Raw genomic sequence first — 20,371 nt, 5'->3', positions numbered from 1 at the left:
AAAGTATAATAAAAATAAAAAAAACTTCAATACTGAAAAAACAGCATAAAAATTAATTTATGAAGCAAACGAAATATCCCTAATTAAAGCGCTTGGAGCATATATAGACGAATGATGATAATCAGTATCGTCTGCCAGTATTTCTATATTATTTAAAAAGTCCAATATATTGCCCGAAACTACAAACGGATTTGCAGTATATGATAATTTTCCTTTTTCTATTTTTATTCCCTCAGCCTGTAGGGAAAAATCGCCGCTTAATACATTAACTCCCGAATGAACACCCGTTAAAGAGTTTACTAAAACTCCGTTATCTATCTGAGAAATTAAATCCTCCCTCTTATTATTTCCGTTTTCTAAAATAAAATTATGACATGATATGCCTATAGAAGTTTTAAATCCTCTTGAAGCATGCGATGTTGTTTTTCTATTCTCCTTTCTTGCAGTATAATTATTATATAAATAACTATTCAGTATTCCGTCCGTTATAATACTTAGCTCCTTTGTTGAAGAGCCTTCACCATCAAAATTAGTATTTGCAAGTCCATTATCAAATATTGGAATATCTTTTATATTTATAATACTGCTTGCCACTTTTTTATTTAACTTACCATCAAACAGAGACATCTTTTTTTGTACGGCTTCCGATGAGAATAAAGATAAATAAGCACCTATAATGGTTCTCATAGCTTCGCTGGTAAATACAGTTTTATATTTTCCGCTTTCTATGTTTTTTGCGCCGAGTTTATTTATAACATTATCGGCTATATTTTTTGTAAAAGAGTTTATATCAAATACAGCATTTCTTGAATAATAAGCGTCATAAAAAGTTTTTGTGGAATCTGAGTCTTTTGCTATTACTTCGGCATAATATGCTATGCTGTTTTGCTTCTCAGCTTTGCATATTCCATTGCTGTTTATTATGCATTTTATAAAATTATACTTTTCCAAACCTGCGGAAGGTATATTGACTATTCTTTTGTCAAGAGAGTATAATTTATCTTCTATGGATAATGATATTTTTTTCAATTCATCATTAGATAAGCCTTCAATATCATTATTTGTCATATCATAAGTTTTTTCATCATCTTCTTCTATTAAAACATTATAATCCCGTTCGGATTCTGCATAAGACAAAGATATTTCTGCATTCTTAATAAGATTTTCTATATTGACGCCGCTGATATCTGAATCAATTTTTTCAGTAAAACTTATTCCAACCTTTCCATCTTTTATAAGTCTTAAGCCTATACCTCCCGATTCTGCAAATGTATACATATCCAAATCCCTTTCTCTCACACTGAAGCATTCTTCTCCGCTTTCAGACATATATACTTCTATTTCATCAATATCTTTAGCTTTATTTTTGACAACATTATATATCTCTTTAATTCTACTTACAAAACTATTCACTATCTTCCTCCGACCGTTAATTCTTTTACCCTTATGGAAGGCTGCCCAACCGTAGTAGGCACAGACCCTGAAATACTTCCGCAAATACCGTCAGCCAATTCCAAGTTTGATGATACGGCATCAATATTCATAAGAGTTTCATAACCGCGTCCTATAAGTGTGGCGCCTCTTACAGGTTCTGTAATTTTACCGTTTTCTATTAAATATCCTTCCGAAACAGAAAAATTATAATCTGTTGTGGCAGGATCCACAGAACCGCCGCCCATTTTTTTGGCATAAAGCCCGTATTCTATACCCGAAATCAAATCTTCAAAACTTGAATTTCCATTATCTATAAATGTATTTCTCATTCTTGAGGTAGGAGGATATTTATAACTTTCTCTTCTGGCGCTTCCTGTAACTTTATGATTCATCTTTATAGCTCCAAGTTCATCAACCAAATAGCTTTTTAATATACCATTCTCTATTAATACCGTTCTCTGTGCATCATTTCCCTCATCATCAATATTATAGCTTCCCCAAGCATTTTTTATAGTACCGTCATCAATGGCTGTAACTGTATCCGAAGCTATTTTTTCGCCTAATTTATTGCAAAATACGCTTGCATTATCCGCAACGGTTGTGGCTTCTAAAGCATGTCCGCAGGCTTCATGGAATATCACGCCTCCGAATGCATTATCTATAACAACAGGATATTTACCTGATTTAGGATATTTAGAATTAAGCATTCTTATTGCCGAATCGGCGGCTGATAAGGCCATCTCTTTTAAGTTTAAATCTCTTATAACCTGATATCCGTCCAAAGCCCCCTTAGTTCTGCCCGATGTCTGTGTATTAATTCCGTCAGAAGCCATTGACACCATAACAAGTCTGACATAAGTCTGAGAATCTTCTTTTAATATTCCATTGCTTGCGCATACTAAAATATTCCTGCGCTTTTCGCTGTATCTCAGATTAACCTGCTTTATTTTATCAGATACGCCTCTTGCTGTTTTATCCAAATATGAAAGCGTTTGTATTTTTTCATCAAAGTTAATGTCAAAAGGATTTATATGCGGCCGATGATTATCTTTTTCATTTGACTGAATAAAATCTTTAACTATATGCCTTTTATCATTTACAATAGAGGAGACACTTTTTGCTAAATTTATAAGACTGTCATTGCCTGTATCATTAGTATATAAATATATTGTTTTTTTATTAACTATAACCCTTAAACCAACTCCGTAATTATTGCCTAGACTCATATCATCAACTTTAGAATCTAAATAGGATAATGAATTAACTTTTGTATCTTCAAAAAATAAATCTGCATACTCGCCTCCGTTTTTTAAAGCTTCCTCCAATATAGTATGCAGAAAATCCTTATCAAAATTAAAATATTTCATCTATAACCTCATAATTTAATATTACATCATTAGTATAATGTTTTAAAGTAAGTTTTTCAATAGTTCTATGTTTTATATTCATCTATTATTATAAAACAATTAAACTTCTATATGTAAAAAATATTTTTATTATAATAAATAGAGCAAAGTTGACAAACATATTGTTATAATTTAATATAAAAATAAAAGGATATAATAATGCATACCATAAATGTAAAAACTAAAGCAAGATTTGATATAGAGGATATCACAAACGAAGTTCAAAAATGCGTTGATGAAGAAAATACAGAAAATGGAATTGCCCTAATATTTGTACCTCATACTACAGCCGCTGTAGGAATAAATGAAAATGCTGACCCAGACGTGGTTTTTGATATGAAGAATGCTTTTAATAAATTGGTGCCTCAGCATGATAATTATGAGCATAGAGAAGGAAATTCTCAAGCCCATGTTCTGTCTTCCCTTATTGCTCCTAGCTTAACTGTGATAATAGAAAACTATAAAATAGTGTTAGGAACTTGGCAGAATATTTATTTTTTTGAATTTGACGGTTCAAGAAACAGAAAAGTTTATGTGCAGATAATTTCTAAATAATCATACTCAAACAAATAAAAATTATATATAATATATAAAAATAATTATAAGGATATTAGTATGTTCAAATCAAAAAGAGAAGACTTTGGAAAAAATTCATATCTTTATACATTGGAAAATGATAACGGATTAAAGGTAAAACTTGCGGAAGTTGGCGCCAGTATAACGGGTATATTTTTTAAAGATAAAAACGGAAATGAAATAGAAACGGCATTTGGTTCAGATGATATAGAGTTTTACAGCAATAAAGTCAAAAACGGACATATGGGCGCTACCGTTGGAAGGACTGCAGGACGAACTATAGGTGCTAAATTTAAAATAGATGACAGAGAATATAATATAACTCCTAACAAATATCCAGACCATACGCATGGCGGAATAAACGGACTTTCTTATGTAATATATAATTCAAATCAAAAAAAAGATAATGAAGTATTATTTTCCTATGTTTCAAAAGATAAAGAGGAAGGATATCCCGGCAATTTAAATCTTATGGTAAAATATACTATGACAAATGAAAATGAAATAATAATAGACTATATTGCCACAACAGATAAACCGACTCCTTTAAATATTATGAATCATTCATACTTTAATTTAAATGGAGGAGGAAAAATAAATGATCATGAAATATATATAAACGCCGAATACTATCTTGCAGATGATGAAAACGAAATAACTTCAGGAGAAATACTAAAAACTAAAAATACGCCTTATGATTTTACTAAATCAAAAAAAATAGATGAAATAATAAAAGCCAAAGAAGGATGCGACACATGCTTTATATTTGATGATAATGACATAAACAAGCAAAGAGTTAAAGTAATATCCGAAAAAACATCTATTAGTTTGGAAGTATTTACCACTATGCCTTCCATACTATTTTATACTGCTAATTCTCTTAATAACTGCAAAGTAAGAAATCAGATATTGAATAAACATGAAGCGTTTTGCTTAGAGGCTCAGTATTTATCATGCTCTCTAAACTTTAATCATTTTCCAAGCATTATACTTTATCCTGACAGAGAATATAATCACAGAACAATATATAAATTCGGTTTGATTTAAGACATAATAAAAGAGCTTAAAAATAAAGCCCTTTCTTTTTTTCCTTACAAAAAAATTAATATCAGTTGATAAAATACATACCTATCTGAAAGCCTATATCAAAAGACGCCAAAGAACCCTTAGTAATAGAAACATCTTTCAAAAGTCCGTTTTTATCTATATCCATAGGAAAATCATAATTAGCATACACTCCCAATGTAATCATCCTTTTATTATTTTTTATTAAAAAATCTGCGGATGCTTTAACATAAGGTATATAAATTGTTTTAAAAGAGTCTCTTATATCACCGAAATCATAAGAATGTTTATTGCCTTCTCTAGAATATTTTAAATTTAAAGGCAATTTGATACCTCCTCCCAATCCTATGGAAATAAATCCGACATTAAGTCTTGGAAATAAACCTACAGATAAGCTTTTAAAATTAAAATTTTCTAAAACTCTTTTTCCGTCAATATTATGCCTTATTTCGTATTTATCATCATTAAACCCTATATCAAATAAAAAAGCTGTTGACAATAAATCATTATGCCCCCAGAATACACCAGGCTGAAAAGAAACAGAAACATCAAAATCTCTGAAATCTGTATTAAATATTTTACCTTTATCCGTAGTAGCACTACTTGCGCCGAAACGCCCAACAACACCTGCAACAAAATCTGCACAGTACACAACATTGAATGAAAAAAATATGCTTAATAATACAACAAGTTTTTTCATTTAAAAACCTCCTAATAATTTTTATTAAAATTAATTGTAATATTTAAAATAAGCACCGTCATTTTACAAACACAGAACCGCCCTCAACTAAAGTTATCAAAAGCTCACTTACCACTTAAATATCATAAATATTATATACTATATGTAACATTAGGTCAATAAAACAGCAATACAGCAAAGAATATTATATATATATAATTATATGCAAATATGAACTTTATATTACTTTTAAAAAGAGATACGCATACATTATAAATAAAATTTACAGCTATAATAATATTTAAAATAAAAAAATAAGCAATTCTATTGAAGCCGATATAAATCAAAAATATGGAAAATACAGCTCCTATTATATTTGAAAAAATATATATATAATATTCAATATAATTATGTTTAATATCTATTCTAAATAAAAACATATTAAATATAAATAGCGTCATAAACAAAAAATATAATAAAAATTTTATATTATAATGATTGTTAAATATACTATATTTAAAACTTAATATCATAATAAAAACAGATATTAAGCAGAATAATAAAGAAACTGTTCTTGAAACAATTACGGATAATCTTGTATTAATCATTTTACTGTATAGCACATAAGAAAAATATATTACAGAGACTTTTAATACTGCAAATAAGCATAAAATTATCTTTAAGTTCCTAAAATTATTTTTTATTAAAAAATTTGCAATCCTTTTGATATGAAATTCAGATCTAAAATAAAATACATACGATATAAAGGCAAATATAATAAAAATTATAAAAAATATTAAAAAACTCCATATTACCATATCGGCTATCATAGTATAAAAATTATATAAATGATTGGTATTTCTTAAATCATATTTCATATAGGACATTCCTGTATTAAAAATAATAATAATATAAGCAGATATAATATGAACTATTAATTTTAATAATATATTTGTATTTTCAAAAGGATTAATAAGTAAATTATATGGAAGCCTGTACAAATAAAATGCGGTTAAAAAAATAAATATAAAAGATATTAATAAAGATTTAACATTTATCGGATTAAGCGTAAAGAGAAAAGTAAATATAAAAAATGTCAGAGGAATAAAAAAAGATAAATATATTCTTATATAAAAAACAATTCTTTTGCTGATAATATTTTCTAATTCAGATAAATCTGAATTTAATGCAGGAATATTAATATTTAATATATAAGTAATATATAAAGCTGAAGTGAGCAATATAAAACTAATGCCTATAATAATATTAAAACTCCTAATTATGTTTTTATCAGAGGAGATTTTTATATTATCCGACATTAACTATTTGTACCTAATATATTAAGCATTTCATTTTCTATTTGAGATATATCTCCATGCATATCCTGAATAGTTTTTATTTCAAAACGCTTATTTTCCAAAAGTTTTTCTTTACCATCTTCATTTAATTTTTCTCGCTGCACATTATAATTGTAAGCTAATAATTTATCCGCTATTCTTAAGGTTTTATCAGATATTATAGCTTTATCGGAATCGCTTTCCGCTTTATACATATCAAAACCTGCATCTGTTTTTAAAGCTCCTTCGGGAAGTCCGTTTTTTATATTTCCTTTCCATAATAATACAGGCTTAAAAGAATAAGATTTATATGTAAACTGATCAACATTAACTACCTGATTATACGAAAATATATCCCAAGCGGTATTTGCAGAATAATCTATAAGAAGTATTTTATTTTTACCTTCTTCTTCATATATTATCTGAAAATCATTCAATCCCTGACCCCCGCTTCCGTTTATAGATTTTCCTATAGTACTTTCTAAATTTATTTCCAAATTATCTTTCAAAAGCAAAGTATATGATGCCGTTTCTCCTTTTTTCACTGAATATTTATAGCTGCCTTTAATCATTATTTCTTTGATTCCATCATTATTTATGTCGCATAAGAAAAACTCAGGATTATATATAGGAAAAGATAATATTTCATTCAAATATTTTAAATATTCATCTCTTAAAAACTTCCCGTCCGATATAAACTTGGAATCCTCAGCTACATTTTTCAAATCCGAAGTTTTAATACCCTTAATTTCAGAAGCGCTCAATTTTGAATCATCTCCGAGATAAAAATTAAATGTCTCATCTATTTCATAACTTGCATATTTAGTATTTCCTATAAACAGAGGATTAAAATAATAAACATCTTTAAGCTTATTTTGAAATACAGAATAAACAAATGTGTTTTTATTAAACTCTAAAAAATACATATCTGAAAACTCATCATATTTTTCATCAGAATATGCATTTTCAAGAGAATAAAAATTTTCATAATAAACATCAGAATGAAGTCTGTCTTTACTCAAAGCCCTATCAGCATAAGTTTCCATATATTTATTCATTATATTAGTATTTACTATATCTTTTATGACGGCAAAATAATATATCTGAGCTGCACTTTCATATCTTATAGAAGACAGATTATAATTATTTTCATTATAAATATCCAAATAACCAGTATTTTTTGATATATCTTTTAAAAAATTATTTTCATAGGCATCGGCAATTAACTTTTCAGCAGTTAAATCTTTAGGCGCATCAATTATATAATTTATTAATCTCATCTTATTTGAATAAACATTATTTATATTATTGCCTTCGCCTATAATTCCTATCATAATGCTTATATTTGTAGAATTAAATTTTTCCCACTCTTTTAAATAATTCTGCATATCATAAAAATAATAAAGCGAGTCGCATGCAATATGAGATAAAAATAAAGCTAAATAAACTTCAGCATCCTTATTTTTAAGGCTTAAAAGTAAGTCTCTAGCCTTTTTTAAAGCTAAGTTCTGCTCTACATAATTATATTCGGATGCGTAATATGAACTGAAATCGCCGTTATACAAATCAGTTAAAGACAAATTATCTGAATATCCGTTATGATATGTGTTGGATATAAAATCCACAGCATATTTTTTTATGTCATTATCGCCCACAATTTTTTTATTAAGAAATTCTTTATTTCTATTTATAATATTACTGTAATATGAATCCTGATAATAGCTCATCAAGGCATTGCTGAAATTAGATTTATCAGTTCTAACAGCTTTATAAACATATTTCATATCAAAGAATGAATTTTGTTTTTCCATATCATTATAATTTATATAATTAGTGTTCAGATTACCTGAAGAATTTTCCGAAGTTTTATGACAGCTGAAAAAAATCAATATAAAAAATAAAAAATAAAATATTTTTTTGAACATAATACCCCCATAATCCATTCCTGCAAAAATATTTTTACTGCTGTTATTATATATAAAATATCTTTTTTTACAAGCATCATAATTTTATACAAATAAAATATAAAATTATCATTGACTTTTTATTTTATATTTATACAATTTATGTGTTAAAATAAAAATTGTATGCATTTACTTTATTATTTAAATATCTACAATTTAAAATAAATTTAAGAGAGGAAAATCAATGATTAGTATAATATCTGATATGGACGGAGTTATATATAGAGGCAATAATTTGATAGAAGGGGCGGAAGATTTTATAAGAATGTTATTATATAAAAATATACCTTTTATATTTTTAACTAATAATGCCGAACAAACTCCTATAGACTTAAAAAGAAAATTAGAATCATTAGGCATAAACGGTTTGGAAGAAAAACATTTTTTTACGGCGGCTCAGGCTACTGCCATATTTCTTAAAAGACAGCTTGCAAACGGAACAGCTTATGTTATAGGAACTGGAGGACTTGTAAGCGAGCTTTATAATGTGGGATACAGTATAAATGATATTAACCCTGACTATGTTGTGGTTGGAAAAACAAATGCTTTTAATTTTGATATGCTTAATAAAGCAGTTCATCTTATAAACAAAGGAGCCAAGTTTATAGGATGCAATCCTGATATAGTGGATCCTGCCCCAAACGGAGAATTAATACCTGCTGTAGGACCTATACTGTCTGCCATAGAAACCGCAACAGGAAGAAAACCGTATATAGTAGGCAAGCCTAATCCTATTATGATGTCTATAGCAAAAAATCAAATAAATGCTCATAGCGAAGAAACAGTGATGGTAGGCGATAGAATGGATACCGACATATTGGGAGGACTTGGCGCAGGTATGAAGACATGTCTTGTGCTTTCAGGAGTTACTACAAGAGAAATGATAAAAGAATTCCCATACAGACCTAATTATATTTTAAATTCGGTTGCCGAAATAAATGTAGATGAACTGTAAAAAACTTAATATGCATATTATTATAATTTTATAAAAAGCAATATAAATAATATGCATATAAATATTAAAAATATAATTTATTTTTTATAAACTTATATATATATTATTTATTTTGAAATTCTTTATTTTTATTTTTTATATCAGAAACTATTTCTTCAATAGAAGTTTTTTTTATAAAATCTATTTTTTTACCGTAATTTTCTAATAAAAGTTTTTCATCTTCCGTTTTTACAGTTTTTATTGATATTATTCTTCTAAGCATAAGCATCATCAAAGCATGATGAAGTTTTAATTTATCAAAATCAATACAGCCCCTTAAAAAATAAAAGTTCATATTTTCTTTTATATAGGGATTAAAATTTTGATTAACCGCTATATTGAAAGGCTCTTTATTATCAGGATTTCCAATACCAACAATAACGCAGTATAAATGCTTACCTTCTTTTAATTTATTATAAAACCTTTTTATTGCTTTAGCGCAAGACAGTTTTCCTGCATACAGTGCCCCTGCAAATACAATAAAATCATAATTATTTAAATTACCAATAGTCACATTGTCAATATTATATAGATCTCCATGAAGCTTATCCGCTATCCATTTAGCATAAGTTCTTGTGGCTCCATATTTACTTTTATAAAGCACGGCAGTATTATTTGACATAATATTTTTATTCCTATTATTAAAGTTTTATATTTCATCAATACTAAAAGAGTACTGTTTTATTATTAAATATATAATATTTTATTTAATATGAAAGCATTAATAAAATGCATATATTTTATTAATACAAATAACATATTACTCTTTGCTGTATTTAAATTATAATTAAAATAAGTCTTTTTGTCAAAATATAATTTTAATAAAAAATAATATTAAACATTAGCTGCATAAGATACGGAGCCATTAACTATTTCTTCTCTCACTTTTCCGCTTTCTGATAATTTTTTTAATAATCTGCTCACTTTCTTTTCATCTTCATTAAAACTTATTGCTATCATATAAGCTGTATCAGGCTGCCTTATTAAGAAATTTATTATATCATCTTCAGTAATTTCTTTTGTATTTCCTTTAGTATTTTCTGAAATATTCGGAATATCTATTTCAATACTGCAATACTTATTAAAGTATTTTTTTATTATTTCTAATTCTTCATTATTCAATGCAACAGCTTTTTTATCGGCTGTTCTTCTGGTTGCAGTAACAAGCTGAACTTTATCGGGTTTTATACGGTTCACTATTTTTATTATATCGTCAAGCTCCTCTTCTCCGTCATTAACGCCTTTAAGTAAAAATACTTCAAGCCAATACTCGCCTTTAAATATGCGTCTGAACTCTATAAGCCCGTTAACCATTTTATCAAAATCTATTTCCTTATCGGGTCTGTCAATCAATTTAAAAGTATCAATATTGCCCGCATCAAGAGACGGTATTACTAAATCAGCCATAAGCAAATCGGAACGCATTTCCTGTTTATAAAGCAATGATCCGTTAGTTATAATGCATACTGGAATATCCGTTATACATTTTATTTCATAAATAAGTTTTTTTAAATCCTTATATAAAGTGGGCTCTCCTGAACCTGCAAATGTTATATAATCAATATTTTTATTATTGAGCAAAGCCTCTTTCAATTCATATATTATCTCATCAGCAGAATAATAATTAGATGAAACTGTTTTTGTATTATCTTCATAGCCAAGCTGACAATATATGCAGTTATAGCTGCATGTTTTATGCGGTATGACATCTATTCCCAAAGATCTGCCAAGTCTTTTTGATACAACAGGACCAAACACTCTTTTAGTTTTAAGTTTTGATTTATCTTTATTAATAAGAAGAGGCTCTTTTATTTGTTTTTCGGTATTATAATATCTATTCTCATTTGCCTTATAAAATGCATTTATAAGATTATCAAGAGTCTTACCTTCCAAACTGAATACTGACAAAGCAAATATTTCAGGCTCTTCATAATATGCATCTTTATTATTTTTATACTCTTTTTTTACAGTATTTTCTATAGACTTTATTTTTTCTTTTATCTCATGTTCTTCAAGCATATCTGTTTTATTTAATACTATAACAGACTTTTTCTTTATTAATTTACTACTATACTGCTTTAATTCATTTCTTAATTTTTTATAAGTATCTAAAACATCTTCATCGGTCAAATCTATAACAAAGCATAAAGCTCCCGTTCTTTCAATATGCCTTAAAAAAGTAAGCCCGAGTCCCGCTCCCCCGCTTGCTCCTTCAATAATACCTGGTATATCGGCAATAACAAAACTTCTCTCATAATCCAAATAACATACTCCCAAATTAGGGGTAAGTGTTGTAAAAGGATATGAAGCTATTTTAGGATTGGCCCGCGTGAGTCTGGCAAGCAGACTGGATTTGCCTGCATTAGGCATGCCTACAAAACCGATATCGGCTATTAATTTTACTTCAAGCCTTATATTCAGTTTTTCTCCGCATAAACCATGCTGAGCATAATCGGGCGCCTGATTCGTAGCTGTGGCATAAAATTTATTTCCTTTTCCTCCTATGCCTCCTCTGGCTGCAGTATAGCTTTGTCCGTCTTCAAGCAAATCAGCCAATATACTGCCGTTATCCTCATCATAAATTACTGTGCCTGCAGGTACCCTTATAACAATATCATCTCCTTTTTTACCGTCACTAAGTCTGGACTTTCCCTGCTCTCCGTCTTCAGCTTTGAATCTCTTTCTGCTTTTTATCTTTCCGAAACTATTTATCCTAGCATCTGCCTTTACAATAACATCTCCTCCGTTTCCTCCGTTTCCTCCGTCAGGTCCTCCCATAGGTACATGAGCCTCTCTTCTGAAACTAACGCTTCCTGCACCTCCATGTCCCGCCTCTATCTCAAAACTTACCACATCTATAAATTGATCCATTTTTATTATTACCTTATAAGTTATTTTGCAATTATTTTTTAATGTTTATTATATTATAAAAAATCATTTTATCAATGCCGATATATTATTTTGTAGTTTCAATATATATATTAATATATTAATTAAAAAGCCATAATGGGAGAGGTTTATACTGCAGGATATAATCTGCATTATAATATAATTTGCTGTATTATAAACTAAAGTTTTTTTATTTTTATATTATGTAATACATTTAAATATTTCATTTTATAATTAATGCTGTCTGCATCTATAAAGCTGTAATAAATATTAAAATAACTTTATTATTATTTATGAAAATGATCATAAATATTATTTGCAGCCTTATAGCTGATACCAGGTATATTTCTGATATTTTCAAATGATGCATTTTTAATATTATCTATATTTATAAAATGCGCATATAATTTTTCTATAGTTTTTTTCCCAAGACCTTCTATGCCTTCAAGTTCGCTTTTAATCATCTCTCTGCTTCTCTTTTTTCTATGACTTGTATTAACCCATCTATGCGTTTCATCTCTCACCTTTTGCAAAAAAAGTCTTGCAGGCTCATTATCGCTTAATCTTACAGGTTCGTTTCTGTTGGGAAGATATATTTCCTCAAACTTCTTAGCAAGCGCCATTATAGGCTGACCTTTTATATCAAGTTCCTTCAATGCCTCTACTGCCGAATTAAGCTGCCCCTTGCCGCCGTCTATAAGTATCAAATCGGGAAAAGTTAAATTTTCATCTCTAAGTCTTTTATATCTTCTATATACAGCCTCTTTTATAGAAGCAAAGTCATCTATACCTTCAACTGTTTTTATATTAAATATTCTGTAATTCTTATTGTCGGAAACTCCATTAACAAAGCGCACCATACCAGCCATAGTATAGCTTCCCTGAATATGAGCTATATCAAAAGATTCTATTACAGTCGGAGATTTTTTTAATTTAAATATTTCCTGAAGTCTTGCTATACCAAGAGGAATTTCTCTGATAAGCGCTTTCTCTTTAAATAGATGCTTTGCATTTTCATTCGCTATATATATTAATCCTTTTCCGCTTTTATCAAGCCTTATATCAACATCTCTTTTGCAAATACGCTTTAAATAATCTTTTATAATATCAATATCTATAAGAGGAAAATCCGTAGATACGGCTGCAGGAATCAAATTTGCATGAGTATAGTATTGTGTAAAAAAAGCGGAAAGCACTTCGGAATATTTTGATATTCCTGTATTTTCATAGTATTCATCATTATTGGGAGAATGCATACTGAAAGTTTTTCTGTCTGTAAGCTTTCCGCCTTTAACCGACATAATAATAATAATATAATTGCCGTTTTCCCCGTAAGCTCCTATTATATCAATGTCGTCACTCTCTGGAATATATATACTCTGCTCCACAGTTATATATTTAAGCAAATCAATTTTATCTCTCAAATCTTTAGCGGCTTCAAATTCAAGTTTTTCGGCATATTCATACATTTTATGTTTTAATCTTGAAATAACCTCATCGGCATTTCCATCAAGCACATCTGCTGCATCTTCAATATTTTTATTATAATTTTCTTCGCTTATTAAATCGGCGCAAGGAGCACTGCATTTTCCTATATGATAATAAAGGCAAGGTCTTATAGGTCTTTTCAATGGAAAATCATATTTGCATCTTCTAATCTTAAAATTATCAATTATAAATTTCACTATATTATCAGCTTTTTCAGAAGACACATAAGGACCGTAATATTTTTTATATTTTTCAGAATTCTCTTTATCAATAACATTTCTAGCCTTAATAACTCTTGGAAAATTCTCGTTTGTTACCGCTATAAAAGGAAATGATTTCTGATCTTTAAGAAGTATATTATAATGAGGTCTGTGCTTTCTTATCATATCTGCTTCCAATATCAAAGCCTCAACTTCATTTTCCGTAAGTATATAATCTATATCTCTTATATGATCAACAAGTGCGGTTGTTTTTGCATCTTTATTTGAATTATTAAAATAAGAAGACACTCTTTTCTTTAAGGATTTTGCTTTACCTATATAAATTATAGTTCCTTTGCCGTCTTTCATAAAATATACTCCAGACTTATCAGGAATATATTTTAACTTTTCATATATATAATTTTTTACTTCATTATTGTTCATAATTTTTATTTATTATTTATATAAGTTTCTTTTATTAATTCATTTAACAATATTATCAGTATTTTAAACTGAGTACTTACGGATTTTCAATCATTTTATAATGTATATATAATAAGAAATAAAAAAATTATTTACTGGAAGACTTAGTTTCCCAAGGAAATAAAAGCCAATCATTATGATTAATATTTTTATATCTGTATTTAGGTATTATCCTGCTTGTATGTTCTCTTACATATAAAGCGGCAATATCAAACTTCTGATCATAAAAATATCTTAAAGTCTCGCCAGTATCGGATATATCATCAATTATAAGAACAGCTTTATTTTTTACCTTTAATCTCCAAACTTCTTCCATATTAAGAACCATAGGAATATTAAGTTTATGAGAAAGCATAACGGCAGGAATCAAGCCGCCGCGTGCCAGTCCGTAAATAACCTCATAATTAATATCAGATTTTTTTATCTCTTCAGCTATAATTTCAATAGCTTTATTTATATCTTCCCAAGAAATTACATCATATTCCATTATAAAAAACTCCCATATTAAATTAGGATCTTAAGCTTATATTAAATCTGCTGTTAAGCATCTCAATCAAAGACGCTTCAATATTATTAATATCATCTTCTCTCAAAGTTTTATTAGGATCATAATATGTAATAGATATAGCAATGGATTGTTTTCCTTTGCCTATCTGTTCGCCCACATATCTATCAACCACATCAACATTTTGTATAATACTGTTAAATTTACTTATAGATTTTATAACTTTATTAAACTCTATATTATTATCGCAGACTAAAGCTAAATCTCTGAATACAGCTGGGTATTTACCTATACCTTTTAATTTCTGTTTTTTTACTCTCTCTTTTATAAGCTTTAAAGTTTTTCTAATGTCAATATCCAAGTAATATACTTCGCCGTTTATATCAAATTTTTCTAAAATATTCGGGTGAAGTCTGCCTATAATACCGATTTTCTCTCCAAATATTATAATTTCTCCAGACATAGTAGGTATAAACCATTTATGCTCTTTAGGTATTAAATTATAATCAGAGCATTTAAAATCTATTATTAAAAGCTCTTCAATAATTCCGCTCATATCAAAAAAATCATAAGCTCTGGCTTCTTTATTCCATAATTTTTCCTGATAAAGACCGAACATAACTGCTGAAAGATGCTTTTCTTCTTTAAAGCCTCCATTCTCTTTATAGAAAATATTACCGACTTCAAATAAAGCTCCGTTTTTATGTCTGTGATTTTGATTATAAGCGGCGCTGTTAAGAAGAGAAGCCAAAGTTGTAGGTCTTAAAACATCCATTTCGCTGGTTAATGGATTTTCAACATTTATTAATTTTTCCTCCTCTATTCCTATAGATTTAAATATACTGCTGTCTCCCATAGAATACTGCTTAGTTTCATAAAGCCCGTAAGATGCCATTCTGTGTTTAACAAAACTAATTTCAGAATAATCAGTGTCTATAGGATTGCATTTTATATGAGGCACATTTGAAGCTATATTATTATATCCGTAAACTCTTGCAATTTCTTCTATCAAATCCTCAGGTATAGATAAATCATGCCTGTAATAAGGAATTTCCACTTTTAAAGTATTTTCACCCAATGCCACAGCTTTAAATCCATATCTTTTAAATACAGATGATATTTCCATTCTGTTCATATTAAGACCTAAGTATTTTTTAACTAATCCGCAGTCAAATAATATTATATTAGCTTCAAACTGCTTAACATTAAGTTCTTTGGATCTTGAAGCTATTTTACATGAATTATCTAAAGTAATAATCAAATCAACGGCTCTATTTAAAGCGGCAAGAGTTAAAGTATGATCTATTTCTCTCTCAAATCTGTATGAGGCATCAGTTTTAGTATTTATTGCTATTGTTGATTTTTTTACGGCTATATGATCAAAATAAGCGCTTTCTATTAATATGTTTTTAGTTTCATTTTCTATTTTAGTAGAGTCTCCTCCCATAACTCCTGCCACACCTATTGGCTTTTCGCTGTCCGCTATAACTAAAACATCTTCTGTAAGATCAATATCTCTTCCGTCAAGAAGTTTAATTTTTTCTCCTTTTACAGCATTTCTTACTATAATTTTACCGTCTTTTATTTTATCAAAATCATAAGCATGAAGAGGCTGACCATATTCAAGCATTACATAATTTGTAATATCAACTATATTATTAATTGGATTTATTCCGCACATTTTTAATCTTTTCTGCATCCAATATGGAGACGGTCCCACAGTTACATCTTTTATAAGTCTGCCGACATATTTATAACAGCTTTCCTGATTTTCTACAGTTATATCTATATTTCCGCCTGCAGAATCATAAGTATTAACAGAAGGTATACTCACCCTCCTCTCTAAAACCAAAGAACATTCTCTGGCAAAACCTATTATGCTTACCAAATCTCCCCTATTGGCTGTAATTTCAACATTAAATATATGATCAACGCTTCCAACTACTGCGGAAAGAGAACTGCCAAGCATACTGTCTTTGTCTGCGTTTACTTTTTCTATATCTTCATCTAATATCCAAATTCCGTATCTGCCGTCTATTTCATCATAACCTAATTCTGTTCTGGAACATATCATGCCGCTGCTTTCAAATCCACGTATAGAAGCCTTTTTTATAGTAAGCCCGTTAGGAAGTTTTGCACCTATCACAGCAACAGGCACATATATATTTTCTTTTACATTAGAAGCGCCGCATACTATTGAAAGTATATCTCCGTCACCGACATTAACCTTCAGTACACTCAGTTTATCTGCATCAGGATGTTTATGCACCGATATTATTTTACCTATAATGACGCCTGGTATATCTCCTCCTGTAGTTTCTATAGATGAAATTTCACTTCCTGCAAAAGTTATTTTTCTATCAATCTCTTCAACTTCAAATCCGTCTAAATTAACAAATTCTTTCAACCAACTTAATGGAACTCTCATTATTATATCCTCAACTTAATTCACTTATAAAAAAATATATTTATGCAAAAAATAATCACCACTGTTTCAAAAAATCTATATCATTTTCATAAAACATTCTTATATCAGTTATTCCATATTTAATCATAGCAACCCTTTCTATACCCATACCGAAAGCAAATCCCGTATATTTATTTATATTATATCCTACATGTTTAAATACATTAGGGTGAATCATGCCCGCTCCCATAAGTTCAAGCCATCCCTCTCCCCCGCAGGTTTTACATCCGCTTCCTCCGCATATTACACAAGTAGCGCTTAAATCGGCTCCTGGCTCTACAAATGGAAAATAATCAGGTCGCAAACGAATCTCGGTCTTATCTCCGAACATTTTTTTACAGAATAATTCCAATATTCCCTTCAAATCATTAAAACTTATTCCTGTATCAACCATAATTCCTTCAATTTGATGAAATACAGGAGAATGTTTTGAATCTATAGCATCTCTTCTAGCGCATTTTCCGGGAGAAACAACGGCTATAGGAGGCTGAGTTTCAAGCATAGTTCTTATCTGCATACCAGATGTATGGGTTCTAAGAACATGATTCTTAGATATAAAAAATGAATCATGACTGTCTCTGGAAGGATGATAATAAGGAATATTCAAAGCCTCAAAATTATGAAATTCATCTTCTATTTCATTACCTTCAGCAACTCTGAACCCTATTTCAGTTAAAATAGAAACTATCTCCTCCTCTACTTTTGTAAGCAGATTAACTCCCGCAGATTTAGGTCTTCTGCCCGGCATGGTTATATCTATTTTATTTTTTTCTAAAGATGCAAGAAATTCTCTTTCAGATATAATATTCTTTTTTTCTAATAAAGAACTTTCACAGTAATTTTTTATTTCATTAATCTTTTTACCCAACTCCCTTTTCTCTTCAATATCATTTATAGAAGATAAACCTTTTAAAAGTTCCGTAATTTTACCTTTGCGTCCTAAGTAATTAATTCTTATATCATCTATTTCCGATTGAGTATCTGCATTCTCTATGCTGTTTTTTAAAAAGCTATGAAGCTCTTCTAGATTATCCATTGATTTTTTCCTATAATAAAAAGTTAATTACTATTCTATTATATCATAAAATTATTTTCAATACAATAATAAACAAATACAATCATTAATAAATTTTATTACAGAATATCTATATAATTTTTTCTATCTTTTTAATAAGATTTTCTATTTTTTCTAAAATACTTCCGTTATGCATATCATCTATAGTATGAAATATAACATTTTTTAGATCTTTTTCAAAATCATCGGGGATTACTCTGCATAATCTCAACACATAATTTAAAATCTTTTTTTCGCCTGCATGCATCTCTTTATTCAAGGCAAATAAAATATCAAAATATGATGACAATACTGATGCCGTTCTATGATTAATACTTACTATATCGTTTCTTTTCACAGCCTTTTCCAACTGTTCATAAAAAGATGCCGTTTTTTTTCCATACATAACATTATAATTTTTTTCTATTATATTATTTTTTAATTTTTCAGGGTATTCTTTATTTAATTCATCTTGAAAAATCTTAAATCTGCCGTTTTTATCATAAATTATATTAGAATGCTTTATATTATATAAAAAAGCTGTAGTATATCCTATCTTTGCATTAAAGTCTCTCCATACATATTCAATTTCCTTATCTATAGAAAATAAATCTCTATACATGAAATCCAAACATATATTGCCGTCATTTAATAATATTTCATCTCCATACTCAAAATAATTGATGCCTATATCATAACAAGAGGCATACTTTTCAGCAAATTTTATTCTGGATTCTAAATCAATTCTATCTTTTGAATAAACATAAATATCATAATCAGACATGTCATCATTAATCAAACTTGTTCTTGAACCTGATAAAACAACAGAATCAACATCATTATTTTTAACTATAATTTCTATATAATCATTTATAATATTTTTTATATTCATAATTTTATCTTATTCTTTTAAGAAAGAACTTCATGACATCATTAATATAATCGCCTGAAGTATCAAGAATAATTTTATCTATAGAATTTCTTTTTAGAAAGTCAAGCCTTTCTTCCATAATTTTATTCTGCTCATTAAAATATTCTTCTCTTATCTTCTTATTAGACATATCAAAATAAACATAATCATTATTTTCTAAATCTGATAATACCAAAGTACCGCCAAAATTCGGCAGATGATATTCTAAACTGTCATTAACTAAGCATACAATAAAATCATGGCGTTTTCTTGTAATATCTATTTCTTTTTTAGGAAGTTCAGCGCATACATCTGTTATTAAAAAAGTAATGCTTTCTCTTTTCTGTATTCTATTAAAATATTCTAATGCATTAGCAACATTTGTATTTACGCTTTTAGGTTCAAATTCAATAAGTTCTCTTATTATTCTAAGTATATGATTTTTGCCCTTATTAAGGGGTATAAACTTTTCCATAGTATCTGTAAATATCAAAAGACCTACTTTATCATTATTCTTCAAAGCTGAAAAACTAAGCAATGCGCTAAGCTCTACAATCAGATTATGTTTTGTCTTAGTAAATCCAAAATCTGTGGATGCAGAAAAATCGGCAATTATTACAACATTAAGCTCCCTCTCCTCTTTAAAGCGTTTTATAAAAGGTTCATTGTATCTGGCGCTTACCTTCCAATCCATTGCCCTTACATCATCGCCTATAATATATTTTCTAACCTCATCAAACTCTATGCCATGCCCCTTAAAAGCGGAATGATACTGTCCTGCAAAATATGAATTAACTATTTTAGAAGTTTTTATTTCTATCTGTCTTACCGACTTTAGTAAATCTTTAGTTGTTATATTGCTATCTTTAAACATTAAAAACCTATTATTTTATGATAATTTAATAAATATTACATTATCA

Annotated in this window: 15 protein-coding genes; 3 read left to right on the top strand and 12 right to left on the bottom strand. The window is 28.6% G+C overall.

Annotation, left to right across the window (positions count from 1 at the left end):
* Positions 1-57: 57 nt before the first annotated feature.
* A complete protein-coding gene (locus QZ306_RS00995) occupies positions 58-1,413 on the bottom strand; it encodes a TldD/PmbA family protein (protein ID WP_295159819.1) in 1,356 nt (451 codons plus the stop codon).
* Positions 1,413-2,801 (bottom strand): TldD/PmbA family protein, encoded by a 1,389-nt coding sequence (locus tag QZ306_RS00990; protein ID WP_295159816.1) that lies wholly within the window; start codon positions 2,799-2,801, stop codon positions 1,413-1,415. The genes QZ306_RS00995 and QZ306_RS00990 overlap by 1 nt, the downstream gene beginning before the upstream one ends.
* 198 nt (positions 2,802-2,999) lie before the next feature.
* Here QZ306_RS00990 and QZ306_RS00985 point away from each other — a divergent pair, with 198 nt between their 5' ends.
* Together QZ306_RS00985 and QZ306_RS00980 are read left to right on the top strand one after the other, a co-directional pair.
* Positions 3,000-3,395 carry a secondary thiamine-phosphate synthase enzyme YjbQ gene (locus QZ306_RS00985; protein ID WP_295159813.1) on the top strand — a complete coding sequence of 132 codons (396 nt, stop codon included), beginning with the start codon at positions 3,000-3,002 and terminating at the stop codon, positions 3,393-3,395.
* A gap of 60 nt (positions 3,396-3,455) precedes the next feature.
* Positions 3,456-4,463 carry an aldose epimerase family protein gene (locus tag QZ306_RS00980; RefSeq protein WP_295159809.1) on the top strand — a complete coding sequence of 336 codons (1,008 nt, stop codon included), beginning with the start codon at positions 3,456-3,458 and terminating at the stop codon, positions 4,461-4,463.
* A gap of 61 nt (positions 4,464-4,524) precedes the next feature.
* On the opposite strand, the gene QZ306_RS00975 is transcribed toward QZ306_RS00980, so the two are convergent.
* Both QZ306_RS00975 and QZ306_RS00970 read right to left on the bottom strand, forming a co-directional pair.
* Positions 4,525-5,181 (bottom strand): hypothetical protein, encoded by a 657-nt coding sequence (locus QZ306_RS00975; RefSeq protein ID WP_295159807.1) that lies wholly within the window; start codon positions 5,179-5,181, stop codon positions 4,525-4,527.
* A 1,297-nt stretch (positions 5,182-6,478) separates the two neighbouring features.
* A complete protein-coding gene (locus tag QZ306_RS00970; RefSeq protein WP_295159804.1) occupies positions 6,479-8,422 on the bottom strand; it encodes a hypothetical protein in 1,944 nt (647 codons plus the stop codon).
* A 223-nt stretch (positions 8,423-8,645) separates the two neighbouring features.
* Here QZ306_RS00970 and QZ306_RS00965 point away from each other — a divergent pair, with 223 nt between their 5' ends.
* Positions 8,646-9,416, top strand: a complete 771-nt coding sequence (locus QZ306_RS00965) for an HAD-IIA family hydrolase (protein WP_295159802.1) — start codon at positions 8,646-8,648, stop codon at positions 9,414-9,416.
* A 103-nt stretch (positions 9,417-9,519) separates the two neighbouring features.
* On the opposite strand, the gene QZ306_RS00960 is transcribed toward QZ306_RS00965, so the two are convergent.
* From QZ306_RS00960 to QZ306_RS00925, 8 genes are all read right to left on the bottom strand, one after another.
* Positions 9,520-10,077, bottom strand: coding sequence for a flavodoxin domain-containing protein (locus QZ306_RS00960; protein WP_295159799.1), 558 nt, complete (start codon positions 10,075-10,077; stop codon positions 9,520-9,522).
* A 212-nt stretch (positions 10,078-10,289) separates the two neighbouring features.
* Positions 10,290-12,326: a GTPase ObgE gene (gene obgE / locus QZ306_RS00955; RefSeq protein ID WP_295159797.1), complete on the bottom strand. Its 2,037-nt coding sequence runs from the start codon at positions 12,324-12,326 to the stop codon at positions 10,290-10,292.
* A 305-nt stretch (positions 12,327-12,631) separates the two neighbouring features.
* Positions 12,632-14,476, bottom strand: a complete 1,845-nt coding sequence (uvrC, locus tag QZ306_RS00950) for an excinuclease ABC subunit UvrC (RefSeq protein WP_295159794.1) — start codon at positions 14,474-14,476, stop codon at positions 12,632-12,634.
* 127 nt (positions 14,477-14,603) lie between these two features.
* Entirely contained in the window at positions 14,604-15,002 is a 399-nt protein-coding gene (locus QZ306_RS00945; RefSeq protein ID WP_295159791.1) for a phosphoribosyltransferase, read from the bottom strand.
* A 22-nt stretch (positions 15,003-15,024) separates the two neighbouring features.
* Complete coding sequence (gene pheT / locus QZ306_RS00940; RefSeq protein ID WP_295159788.1) at positions 15,025-17,448, bottom strand: phenylalanine--tRNA ligase subunit beta; 2,424 nt, start codon at positions 17,446-17,448, stop codon at positions 15,025-15,027.
* A gap of 55 nt (positions 17,449-17,503) precedes the next feature.
* Positions 17,504-18,523 (bottom strand): phenylalanine--tRNA ligase subunit alpha, encoded by a 1,020-nt coding sequence (gene pheS, locus QZ306_RS00935; protein ID WP_295159785.1) that lies wholly within the window; start codon positions 18,521-18,523, stop codon positions 17,504-17,506.
* 109 nt (positions 18,524-18,632) lie between these two features.
* Positions 18,633-19,433, bottom strand: coding sequence for a DUF4037 domain-containing protein (locus QZ306_RS00930; RefSeq protein WP_295159782.1), 801 nt, complete (start codon positions 19,431-19,433; stop codon positions 18,633-18,635).
* Between the two features lie 4 nt (positions 19,434-19,437).
* Positions 19,438-20,325, bottom strand: a complete 888-nt coding sequence (locus QZ306_RS00925) for a DUF58 domain-containing protein (RefSeq protein WP_295159779.1) — start codon at positions 20,323-20,325, stop codon at positions 19,438-19,440.
* Positions 20,326-20,371: the final 46 nt, after the last annotated feature.

Source organism: uncultured Brachyspira sp. (assembly GCF_910588665.1).
Taxonomy (GTDB): Bacteria; Spirochaetota; Brachyspiria; order Brachyspirales; family Brachyspiraceae; genus Brachyspira.
Note: the sequence above shows the minus strand (reverse complement) of the source record. Positions and strands in the feature narration are given on the sequence as shown.

What these genes read in the sequence shown, in the direction of transcription:
- QZ306_RS00990 (WP_295159816.1), bottom strand. Translation starts at nt 2,801, where the DNA reads ATGAAATATTTTAATTTTGATAAGGATTTTCTGCATACTATATTGGAG.
- QZ306_RS00985 (WP_295159813.1), top strand. Translation starts at nt 3,000, where the DNA reads ATGCATACCATAAATGTAAAAACTAAAGCAAGATTTGATATAGAGGAT.
- QZ306_RS00980 (WP_295159809.1), top strand. Translation starts at nt 3,456, where the DNA reads ATGTTCAAATCAAAAAGAGAAGACTTTGGAAAAAATTCATATCTTTAT.
- QZ306_RS00975 (WP_295159807.1), bottom strand. Translation starts at nt 5,181, where the DNA reads ATGAAAAAACTTGTTGTATTATTAAGCATATTTTTTTCATTCAATGTT.
- QZ306_RS00970 (WP_295159804.1), bottom strand. Translation starts at nt 8,422, where the DNA reads ATGTTCAAAAAAATATTTTATTTTTTATTTTTTATATTGATTTTTTTC.
- QZ306_RS00965 (WP_295159802.1), top strand. Translation starts at nt 8,646, where the DNA reads ATGATTAGTATAATATCTGATATGGACGGAGTTATATATAGAGGCAAT.
- QZ306_RS00960 (WP_295159799.1), bottom strand. Translation starts at nt 10,077, where the DNA reads ATGTCAAATAATACTGCCGTGCTTTATAAAAGTAAATATGGAGCCACA.
- obgE (WP_295159797.1), bottom strand. Translation starts at nt 12,326, where the DNA reads ATGGATCAATTTATAGATGTGGTAAGTTTTGAGATAGAGGCGGGACAT.
- uvrC (WP_295159794.1), bottom strand. Translation starts at nt 14,476, where the DNA reads ATGAACAATAATGAAGTAAAAAATTATATATATGAAAAGTTAAAATAT.
- QZ306_RS00945 (WP_295159791.1), bottom strand. Translation starts at nt 15,002, where the DNA reads ATGGAATATGATGTAATTTCTTGGGAAGATATAAATAAAGCTATTGAA.
- pheT (WP_295159788.1), bottom strand. Translation starts at nt 17,448, where the DNA reads ATGAGAGTTCCATTAAGTTGGTTGAAAGAATTTGTTAATTTAGACGGA.
- pheS (WP_295159785.1), bottom strand. Translation starts at nt 18,523, where the DNA reads ATGGATAATCTAGAAGAGCTTCATAGCTTTTTAAAAAACAGCATAGAG.
- QZ306_RS00930 (WP_295159782.1), bottom strand. Translation starts at nt 19,433, where the DNA reads ATGAATATAAAAAATATTATAAATGATTATATAGAAATTATAGTTAAA.
- QZ306_RS00925 (WP_295159779.1), bottom strand. Translation starts at nt 20,325, where the DNA reads ATGTTTAAAGATAGCAATATAACAACTAAAGATTTACTAAAGTCGGTA.